11 protein-coding genes are annotated in these 9,228 nt (G+C 72.5%); 3 read left to right on the top strand and 8 right to left on the bottom strand.

Annotated elements, in window-relative coordinates; genetic code table 11:
* Positions 1–1,109: isochorismate synthase (locus QM611_RS03635; protein ID WP_415078541.1), on the top strand; the 1,109-nt coding region annotated here is incomplete at its 5' end.
* Between the two features lie 22 nt (positions 1,110–1,131).
* Here the strand turns inward: QM611_RS03635 and QM611_RS03630 are convergent.
* Genes QM611_RS03630 through QM611_RS03620 form a run of 3 tightly spaced genes read right to left on the bottom strand, consistent with a single transcriptional unit; the run spans position 1,132 to position 4,245 of the window.
* Positions 1,132–1,992, bottom strand: coding sequence for a polyphosphate kinase 2 family protein (locus QM611_RS03630; protein WP_415078540.1), 861 nt, complete (start codon positions 1,990–1,992; stop codon positions 1,132–1,134).
* Between the two features lie 26 nt (positions 1,993–2,018).
* Entirely contained in the window at positions 2,019–3,809 is a 1,791-nt protein-coding gene (menD, locus tag QM611_RS03625; protein ID WP_415078539.1) for a 2-succinyl-5-enolpyruvyl-6-hydroxy-3-cyclohexene-1-carboxylic-acid synthase, read from the bottom strand.
* 1 nt (position 3,810) lies between these two features.
* Positions 3,811–4,245 (bottom strand): PLDc N-terminal domain-containing protein, encoded by a 435-nt coding sequence (locus QM611_RS03620; RefSeq protein ID WP_415078538.1) that lies wholly within the window; start codon positions 4,243–4,245, stop codon positions 3,811–3,813.
* 102 nt (positions 4,246–4,347) lie between these two features.
* On the opposite strand from QM611_RS03620, the gene QM611_RS03615 reads away from it, so the two are divergent.
* Positions 4,348–4,605, top strand: coding sequence for a DUF4229 domain-containing protein (locus QM611_RS03615; RefSeq protein WP_415078537.1), 258 nt, complete (start codon positions 4,348–4,350; stop codon positions 4,603–4,605).
* Between the two features lies 1 nt (position 4,606).
* Here the strand turns inward: QM611_RS03615 and QM611_RS03610 are convergent, their stop codons facing one another.
* Genes QM611_RS03610 through QM611_RS03590 form a run of 5 tightly spaced genes read right to left on the bottom strand, consistent with a single transcriptional unit; the run spans position 4,607 to position 8,591 of the window.
* Positions 4,607–5,575, bottom strand: coding sequence for a 1,4-dihydroxy-2-naphthoate polyprenyltransferase (locus QM611_RS03610; RefSeq protein ID WP_415078536.1), 969 nt, complete (start codon positions 5,573–5,575; stop codon positions 4,607–4,609).
* An 11-nt stretch (positions 5,576–5,586) separates the two neighbouring features.
* Positions 5,587–6,477 (bottom strand): 1,4-dihydroxy-2-naphthoyl-CoA synthase, encoded by an 891-nt coding sequence (locus QM611_RS03605; RefSeq protein ID WP_415078535.1) that lies wholly within the window; start codon positions 6,475–6,477, stop codon positions 5,587–5,589.
* Complete coding sequence (locus tag QM611_RS03600) at positions 6,474–7,280, bottom strand: LLM class F420-dependent oxidoreductase (RefSeq protein WP_415078534.1); 807 nt, start codon at positions 7,278–7,280, stop codon at positions 6,474–6,476. Before QM611_RS03600 ends, QM611_RS03605 begins: the two co-directional genes overlap by 4 nt.
* A gap of 22 nt (positions 7,281–7,302) precedes the next feature.
* The gene (locus tag QM611_RS03595; RefSeq protein ID WP_415078533.1) at positions 7,303–8,253 is read right to left on the bottom strand and encodes a permease prefix domain 1-containing protein; all 951 of its coding nucleotides are present in this window, start codon (positions 8,251–8,253) and stop codon (positions 7,303–7,305) included.
* The gene (locus QM611_RS03590; RefSeq protein ID WP_415078532.1) at positions 8,250–8,591 is read right to left on the bottom strand and encodes a PadR family transcriptional regulator; all 342 of its coding nucleotides are present in this window, start codon (positions 8,589–8,591) and stop codon (positions 8,250–8,252) included. The genes QM611_RS03595 and QM611_RS03590 overlap by 4 nt, the downstream gene beginning before the upstream one ends.
* 76 nt (positions 8,592–8,667) lie before the next feature.
* Between QM611_RS03590 and QM611_RS03585 the strand changes: the two genes are divergently transcribed.
* Positions 8,668–9,228, top strand: a 561-nt coding sequence (locus tag QM611_RS03585; protein WP_415078531.1) for an enolase C-terminal domain-like protein, incomplete at its 3' end; no start/stop codon positions are given.

Raw genomic sequence — 9,228 nt, 5'->3', positions numbered from 1 at the left:
GTGGCGACGCGCGCGCGGACGCCCCCGCGCTGGCCGACGCGTGGCGCGCGCTGGCCGCCGACGCGGTCGTGGACGACCCCGTGCGACTGCCGGGAACCGGCCTCGTCGGCTTCGGCGCGCTCGCGTTCGACGCGCGCTCAGCGGCGGCGAGCCGCGTCGTCGTGCCGCGCGCGGTGGTCGGCCGGCGCGCCGGGCGCGCGTGGATCACCCGCATCCGACGTGAGGACGCCGACGACGCCGCGGAGCCCGGCCCCACCCCGTTCGGCCCGTTCTGGTCGGGAACGCTCGGGCCGGGCGCGCTCGACCCTGACGGATACCAAGACGCCGTGCGGCGGGCGCTCACGGCCATCCGCTCCGGCGACATCGCGAAGGTCGTGCTCGCCCGCGACCTCGTCGGCACAGTGCCCGCCGGCGCCGACCTGCGCCGGCTCGCCCGCACGCTGGCGTCGGGCTATCCCGACACGTGGACGTTCGCGGTCGACGGCATCGTCGGCGCGAGCCCCGAGACGCTCGTCACAGTGCGAGGCGGCGCGGTCACCGCGCGCGTGCTCGCGGGGACCGCGCCGCGGGGGGCGGACCCCGACGCCGACGCCGCGGCATCCCTCACCCTCGCGACGAGCTCGAAAGACCTCGACGAGCACGAGTACGCGGTGCAGAGCGTCGTGGGCGCCCTGCGCCCGGTGACGTCGGCGGTCGCCGCGGCTGAGCAGCCGTTCGCCCTAAGCCTGCCGAACGTGTGGCATCTGGCCACCGATGTCGAAGCGCAGCTCGCGAACGGCGCGTCGGCTCTCGACCTCGTCGCCGTGCTGCACCCGACGGCGGCGGTGGCGGGCACGCCGACGGCGACGGCAATGGATGTCATCCGCCGGCTCGAGCCGTTCGATCGCCGCCGCTACGCGGGACCGGTGGGCTGGATCGACGCGTGCGGCGACGGCGAGTGGGCCATCGCGCTGCGCTGCGCGCAGTTCGGCTCCCCCACCGACGGCACGCCTCCGGTGCGGCCCGTCGTCGCCCACGCCGGAGCCGGCATCGTCGCCGGCAGCGAGCCCGAGGCCGAGCTGCTCGAGACCCGGGCCAAGTTCCGCCCGATCGTCGACGCGTTGGCCTGATCGGGCGTGACGGAGTCGCCGCTCAGGTCGCGGCGAGGCGCTTGCGCTCGGCGGCGACGTCGAAGTCGGCGGCGGGCCAGCTCGGCCCGATGCCCTCCAACGCCTCCAGCAGCAGGTGCTGCACGGCCAGTCGCGCGTACCACTTGCGGTTCGCCGGCACCACGTGCCACGGCGCCCACTCGGTCGAGGTGCGCTCGAACACGGTCTGGTACGCGTCCATGTACTGGCTCCACAGCGCACGCTCGTCCACGTCTGCGGGGTTGTACTTCCAGTTCTTGTCGGGGCGGGTGAGGCGGTCCATGAGCCGCGCCTTCTGCTCGTCCGACGAGATGTGCAGCATGACCTTCACGATCCGCACGCCCGCATCGGCCAGCCGCTTCTCGAAGTCGTTGATGGCACCGTAGCGGCGCTCGATCTCGTCGGCAGGAGCGAGCGAGCGCACACGGCCGATGAGCACGTCCTCGTAGTGCGACCGGTCGAACACGCCGATCCGCCCCGGGGCGGGCACGCGCTTGCCGACGCGCCACAGGAAGTCGTGCGCGAGCTCTTCGGACGTCGGCTTCTTGAACGCCGCGAGCGCGACGCCCTGGGGGTCGACCGCCCCGACGACGTGCCGGATGATGCCGCCCTTGCCCGCGGTGTCCATGGCCTGCAGCACCAAGAGCACGGCGTCACCCGCGCCGCGCGTGCTCTGCGCGTACAGCTGCTCTTGCAGGCCCTCGAGCTGCGTGGCGCCCTCGACCAGGTCGTCGGCCGCGTGCTTCTTGCTGCGTCCGTAGCCGGGGGTGGCGTCGGGGTCGACTTTCGACAGCCGAAATCCGTCTCGCACCCGCAGCAGCTTCGAGACGTCTCCGGTCCAGTACTTCTGGCTTCTCGCGGTCACATGCCCATCATGGCCGACGAGCGCCGTCAACGAGAAAGCGGAACCTCGATCAGCTGCCGCCCGCCGACGGGGGCGACCAGCGCCTGGTCCAGCGCCGACCGCGTCGTCACGCGGGTGTGCTCCCAGCCGTAGGCGGTGGCAAGCTCCGCCAGGCGCACGCTCTGCGGCGTGTGCAGCACCCGGTCGAAGTCGTCCTCGCCCGCGACCGCGGCGACCTCCAGCGTGTCGAAGATCGTGCCACCGCCGTCGTTTCCGACGACCACTTGCAGCCGCGGCTCGGTCTCACGGGCGGGCAGCAGCAGCGCGCCCACATCGTGCAGCAGGGCCAGGTCGCCGAGCACGACGCGGGTCACCCCCGGCCGGCCGCCGGCTTGGCTGGCCAGGGCGATGCCGGTCGCCGTGGCGATCGTGCCGTCGATTCCTGCGAGCCCGCGATTGGCGTGCACGGGCACCTTCTTGCCCGGCAGCACGTCGTCGGCGACGCGCACGAGCCGCGACGAGCCGAACACGAGCCGGTCGTGGGGCCACGTCGCGCGCCACACCGCGTCGACGAGCGCCGCGCGGTCGATCGGGCGGCGCACGGTGGCGAGTTCGGCGGCGACCGCGTCGAGGCGGTCCCGCGCGACCGCCGACGAGAGGCCGTCAAGGTCGGGCGCGGGCGGGTCGAGATCGACGGATGCCGCGCGCCCGGCCCGCAGCCACGCCCCCAGCCACTCGCGATCCGGCACGCCGGCGGCCACCGCCACCGCGTCGACGGCGAGCGTCGCGCCGTTCAGGCCCAGCGGCTCGCCCGGGCCGCGCACCGCGACCACTTCGACCTCGGGGTCGGACAGCAGCGCCACCGTCTCGCGGCTGAGGGTCGGATGCCCGAGCACGACCACCCGCTCCACGCGGCCGCCGAGCGCGGGGTCGCGCAGCAGCGCGCGGTAGGCGGGCACGAGATTGCGGCCGAACCGGGCGCCGCTGACGATTTCGGCGACCAGTGGCCAGCCGCCCTCGTGCGCGACCGTCTCGGCGTCCGGCCCCGCGTCGGCGCCGGCCACCACGATGGTGCGGGGTCCGCGCCCCAGCACGTGGGGCTCGGCGTCGGTCTCGAGCGCCACGTCGGCCGAGCCGATGCCCCCGCCGCCCTGGTACAGGGCGCCCGACACGACGGCGTCGTCGAAGGCCGGCTCGGCGGGCTCGGGCGCGGACGCGGGCGCGGCGAGCCACGCGGGGAGCTCCCCCGCGAGCGGCTCGCGATACGGCAGGTTCACGTGCACGGGTCCCGCCGAGCGCGCTCCGGCGCCGAGCGCCGCGGAGAACGCCTCGGCCGCGAGGCCGCGCAGCATGGCCGTCTGCTCGCCGTCGCCTGTGGCATCCGTCTCCTCCGGCACGGGCGCGTCAGCCTCGAACCGCACGTTCGGCGCGAACATGCCGGGCTGGCGGGTGGTCTGGTTCGCGCCGACCCCGCGCAGCTCGGGCGGGCGGTCGGCCGTCAGCAGCAACAGCGGCACACCGGCGTGGTGGGCCTCGAGCGCCGCCGGCAGCAGGTTCGCCGCGGCCGTGCCCGACGTGCACAGCACGATGGCCGGCGTGCGCGTCTCGCGGGCGAGCCCGAGCGCGGTGAATCCGGCGACGCGCTCGTCGATGCGCACATGCAGGCGCACGCGGCCCGCCCGCTCGAGCGCGGCCGCCACGAGCGCGAGCGCCTGCGAGCGCGAGCCGGGGCTCACCACGACATCGGCCACGCCGCGACGCACGAGCTCGTCGAGCAGGGCCGCAGCGGCATCCGTCGCCGCAGCGGCGAGCGCGCGCTCCGCGCCGTCGCCTGCCACGTCAGCCGATGGCGCCGCGCTGGCCGCGCACGTCGCCGTCGCTGTCGCTGTCGCCGCTCTGCGCGTCGTCGTCCGGGGCGTCTGCCGACCCTGACTCGAGGTGGCGCCAGCGCGGGTCGTCGTCCTCCGCGTCCAGCTGCGCGAGCTCTGCCTCCAGTCGCCGGATGCGCTCGTCCTGGTCGCTCTGGCTGCCGATCCCCTCGAGGAAGGCGACATCGTCGTCGGGGCCGCGCAGCGGAAGCGGCTCCGAGGCCCGCGCACGACCGATCGTCAGCCACAGCACTCCGCCGACGATCGGGATCAGCGTCACGATCACCATCCAGGCGGGCTTGGCGACACCGCGGTGGCGAGCGGGGGGCTGCATAGCGCAGTCCACGACGCTGTAGATCCAGAAGGCGACTGCCAACGGAACCAGAATGAACAGCAACCGGGCCACGTTTCCATCCTAAGCTCGCGGGGGCGGCTCGGCCCGGTCGTGGCCGAACTGTGAGCGCTCCCCCAGGCAGGGCGGGCCCTGCCGCCTGCCTAGGATGGAACGGTGAAGCTCCCGCCCGTGCTCGTGTACTCGGTGCTGCGGCTGCTCGCGTTCGTCGTGCCGCTCGGCGTCCTGATGCTCTTCCCCGTGTTCCGCGAGCTGTACTGGCTCGCGGCCCTGTTCGCGGCGCTCATCGGGCTGAGCCTGTCGATGCTCTTCCTGCGCCGGCCGCTGGATCGCGTGTCGGCCGGCCTCGCCGAGCGCCGAGCCCACCGCAAGACCGCGCCGACCGACGAAGAGATCGAAGACGCCGACGAGTGAGTCAGCCGACGAACGCCCAGTACAGGAACCCGGCGTACGCGAGCGCGGTGAGGGATGTCAGCGCGAGCGCCGTGACGAGCTCGCGCGGGTCGCGATGGAACCACACGATGACGATCGCCGGCAGCCCGGCCAGCAGCGCGAGCAGTGCCAGCCACGCGATCGGGTAGAGCACGGCGAGGAACGTCGAGATCGCGAACGCGGCCACCACGAACAGCGTGAACAGGATTTGCGTGGGCAGCGGCCCGATGAGCACCGACAGCGTGCGCTTGCCGGCGGCGCGGTCTTGCGGGATGTCGCGGAGGTTGTTGGCCAACAGCACGGCGCACGCCAGCAGGCCCGCCCCGACAGCGCCGAACCACGCCTCCTGCGGCAGCGTGCCGATCTGCACCCACGTGGTGCCGAGCGTGGCGACCAGCCCGAAGAAGACGAAGACGAACACCTCGCCGAGACCGTAGTACCCGTACGGGCGCTTGCCGCCGGTGTAGAACCAGGCGGCGACGATGCAGACCGCGCCGACGCCGAGCATCCACCACTGCTGCGTGCGGATCGTGATCGCAGCCCCCGCGACGGCGGCGATCGCGAAGAACCCGAGCGCGACCGCGAGCACGGTGCGCGGCTTCGCCTTGCGCGACGCGGTGAGGCGTGCGGGCCCGACCCGGTGGTCGTCAGCGCCGCGCACGCCGTCGCTGTAGTCGTTGGCGAAGTTGACGCCGATCTGCAGCGAGACCGCGACGGCCAGGCACGCGAGAGCGAGCGCCCAGTGCCAGCTCGGGTCGATGAGGCGCGCGGCTCCCGTGCCGATCAGCACGGGAGCGATCGCGAGCGGCAGCGTGCGCAGCCGCGCCGCGCCGATCCAGTCGCCGAGCGTCGCTTTCGCCGCGACCCGAGGATCCCTCGACACATGCGGTTTCTGCGGGTTGCCGCGCGGCTGCTTCCTCTTGGCGAGGCTGCGCTTTTTACGATTGGCCACGAAGGGCAATCCTAGAAGTGCCAGGGGTAGGGCGACCAGTCGGGGTCGCGCTTCTGAAGGAACGCGTCGCGGCCCTCCACCGCCTCGTCGCCGGCGTACGCGAGCCGTGTCGCCTCGCCGGCGAACACCTGCTGGCCGACGAGGCCGTCATCGACGGCGTTGAAGGCGAATTTCAGCATGCGGATGGCGGTGGGCGACTTGGTGAGGATCGTCCGCGCCGCAGCGACCGCCTCGCGCTCGAGGTCGGCGTGCGGCACGACGCGGTTGACCGCGCCCATCTCGTAGGCGCGCTGGGCCGAGTACTCCTCGGCGAGGAAGAACACCTCGCGAGCGAGCTTCTGGCCGATCTGGCGCGCGAAGTAGGCCGAGCCGTAGCCGGCGTCGAACGAGCCGACATCCGCGTCGGTCTGCTTGAACCGGGCGTGCTCGGCCGATGCAACCGTGAGGTCGCACACGACGTGCAGCGAGTGCCCGCCGCCGGCCGCCCAGCCCGGGACCACAGCGATCACGACCTTCGGCATGAACCGGATGAGCCGCTGCACTTCGAGGATGTGCAGGCGGCCGGCGCCAGAGCTGGTCGAAGGGCCGTCGTACTCGTAGCCCGACCGCCCGCGAATGCGCTGATCGCCGCCCGAGCAGAAGGCCCACCCGCCGTCTTTCGGGCTCGGGCCGTTGCCGGTGAGCAGCACGACGCCGATGCGCGGGTCCTGTCGCGCCATATCGAGCGCGCGGTACAGCTCGTCGACGGTGTGCGGGCGGAAGGCGTTGCGCACCTCCGGCCGGTCGAACGCGACGCGCGCGATGCGCCCGTCCTTCGACACGTGGGCGGTGATGTCGGTGTACGCGTCGGCGCCGGGCGCGGCATCCCATTCGCCCGGGTCGAACAGCTCGGAGACCGTCATCGCGCCCCACCGTTGCGCTCGTCGCGCCACCGCAGCCAGCCGCGCACGAGGTCGTAGTCGTAGTCGGGCCCGTCGAAGGCGAGCGTGAACAGCCGCACGCCACCGTCGTACAGCGCGTCGGCGACCTCGGGATGGCGCCTCGGCAGCTCGTTCGAGACCACGAGCCCCGACGTGTCGCGCCCCTCGCGCTGCGCCCACCGCTCGATGACGTCGAGCTTGTGCTGCAGCTCGTGCGGGCGCACGAAGCTGTGCCAGATGTCAGCGTGCCGGGCCACGAGCCGCAGCGTCTTCTGCTCGCCCGCGCCGCCGATGAGGATCGGGATGCGCCGCGTCGGCGGCGGGTTCAGCTTCGCCCACCGCTCCTGGACGCGCACCAGCCCGGCCGCGAGGTCGTCGAGCCTCGAGCCGGCCGTGCCGAACTCGTACCCGTACTCGTCGTAGTCGCGCTCGAACCAGCCGGAGCCGGTGCCGAAGACGAACCGGCCCTGGCCACCCTTCGCCGAGATGTGGTCGATCGTGCGGGCCATGTCGGCCTGCAGGTCGGCGTTGCGATAGCTGTTGCAGTTCACGAGCGCGCCGAACTCGACCCGCTCGGTCTGCTCGGCCCACGCGCCGAGCATCGTCCACGACTCGAAGTGCAGGCCGTCGGGGTCGCCGGAGAGCGGGAAGAAGTGGTCCCAGTTGAACAGCACGTCCACGCCGAGGTCTTCGAGCCGGAGCACCGCGTCGCGGATGCCGGGGTACGGGACGTGCTGTGGAACGAGTTGCACGCCCACGCGCACCGGGATGTCGAGAAGCGGCATGCGCCCAGCCTAGATCGACGCGTCAGGCGCGAGCTTTGCTGAACGTGTGAATCGTGTGCCAGGTCGCGATGCCGACGATGCCGAACGCGACCACGGTCGTGAGGATCGACAACGCGACCCCGCCGGACGAGACGTCGGTGAGGCTCTCGAGGATGACAGGGTTGACCAGCTCTCCCCGCACGAGCAGCCAGATCGTGGCCGCGCAGCCGATGGCGGTCAGGATGGCGCGGACCACCGCGAGCGGGGTCGTCCACCGGCCGACGAGGTACACCACGACCACGAGCGCGATGTCCAGGCCCAGCACCGCGAAAAAGCCCAGCATCCACACCGGCCAGAGGTCGGCGTCGAACAGCGACACCCCGCGGTCGATGTTCGGCGACGACAGGGTCGGGAGGACGAAGTGGTCGAAGACCAGATATCCCGCGAGACCCAGCCGGATCAGCACCGCCCCGACGACGTCGACCAGGCTCACATCCGTCAGACGCGGCTCCGGGAGGCTGTCCACCGCCCACGGCGATGGCGCGCCGGCAGACATCCGCTCGATGATGGCGAACAGCAGGGTTGTCCAGAAACCGAGGTGCACGGCCGCGTGCACGAGCACGACCGCCGCCGTGGCGACGATCCCGCCGACGCTGCCGCCGTTGATCGCGAGCCCGAGAGACACCCCCAAGGCGACGCCCGGCAGCACCACCCACAGCAGCACCTTGAGCAGGCGCCACCACGTCAGGAAGTACCGCGGGCCGATGAGGTGCAGCTGCCGGCCGGTGTAGCCGGCGGCGAGCTTGTCAGGATCGCCGAGGCCCGTGAGCACCGCGACCTCGGCCTCGTCCGGCGCTTCTCCCGACTCGACGCGGGCGTCCACCTGGTCGGCGATCAATGCGCGCAGCTCGGCGGAGAGGTCGGAGCGCTGCCTGCCGGGCACGGTCCGCATCGCGGTGTCGACGTAGCGGTCGATGAGCGTGACGCTGTTCATGATGAGGCCTCCTCGGGGAGCGCGTCGATCGCGGCGGTGATCGATCGGAAGTCGTCGGTGAGAGTCGCGGCCAGGCGGGCGCCGGCCGCGCTCGTGCGGTAGAACTTGCGCGGGCGGGCCTCGTCGGTGTTCCACTCGCTCGTGAGATGCCCCTGCTTCTCCAGTCGCCGAAGCAACGGGTACAGCGTGTTCGCGTCGGTCTCGAACCCGCGCGAGCCCAGTTCCTCGAGCAGGCCGTAGCCGTACCCGGGCTCGGCGAGCAGTCGCAGGCAGGCGAGCACGACGGTGCCGCGCCGCAGCTCCTGCAGGTGCGTCTCGAGCGCTTCCTTCTCGACCATGATTCACACGTTACTGTGTGTCACACAGTATTGTCAATTGCACGGTCAGGAACCATCGGACTGACAGGATGGAGCCGTGGATCCCCTCCCCTCGCTTGCCGAGCTGCTCGCGACCGCGCGCGTGGTCGCGCTGCCGCTGGCAACCCCCTTCCGCGGCATCGACACGCGCGAGGCAATGCTCCTGGAGGGCCCTCGCGGCTGGACGGAGTTCTCGCCCTTCGTCGAGTACGACGACGCCGAGGCGGCGACGTGGCTCGCGGCGGCGATCGACTTCGGATGGCGCGACCAGCCCGCTCCGGCCCGGGCGGCCGTGCGCGTGAACGCGACGGTGCCGGCCGTCGCCGCGGCATCCGTCCCCGACGTGCTCGCGCGGTTCGACGGATGCCGCACCGCCAAAGTCAAGGTCGGCGGACGCGGCCTGGCCGACGACGTCGCACGCGTGCGCGCGGCGCGCGAAGCGCTCGGGGCGGAAGGGCGCGTGCGCGTCGACGCGAACGGCGTGTGGAACCTCGACGAGGCAGAGCACGCCGTGCACGCGCTGGCCGAGTTCGACCTGGAGTACGTCGAGCAGCCGTGTGCACGGCTCGACGAGCTCGCCGAGCTGCGTCGTCGCATCACGCACATGGGCATCCCTATC

The organism is Microbacterium sp. (assembly GCF_047606685.1).
GTDB lineage: Bacteria > Actinomycetota > Actinomycetes > Actinomycetales > Microbacteriaceae > Microbacterium.
This window is presented reverse-complemented; position numbering and strand designations above follow the sequence as displayed.

Bases quoted from the DNA above. Each gene is read 5' to 3' on its own strand.
- QM611_RS03605 (WP_415078535.1), bottom strand. From the start codon at position 6,477: ATGACGGTCTCCGAGCTGTTCGACCCGGGCGAATGGGATGCCGCGCCC.
- QM611_RS03600 (WP_415078534.1), bottom strand. From the start codon at position 7,280: ATGCCGCTTCTCGACATCCCGGTGCGCGTGGGCGTGCAACTCGTTCCA.
- QM611_RS03595 (WP_415078533.1), bottom strand. From the start codon at position 8,253: ATGAACAGCGTCACGCTCATCGACCGCTACGTCGACACCGCGATGCGG.
- QM611_RS03590 (WP_415078532.1), bottom strand. From the start codon at position 8,591: ATGGTCGAGAAGGAAGCGCTCGAGACGCACCTGCAGGAGCTGCGGCGC.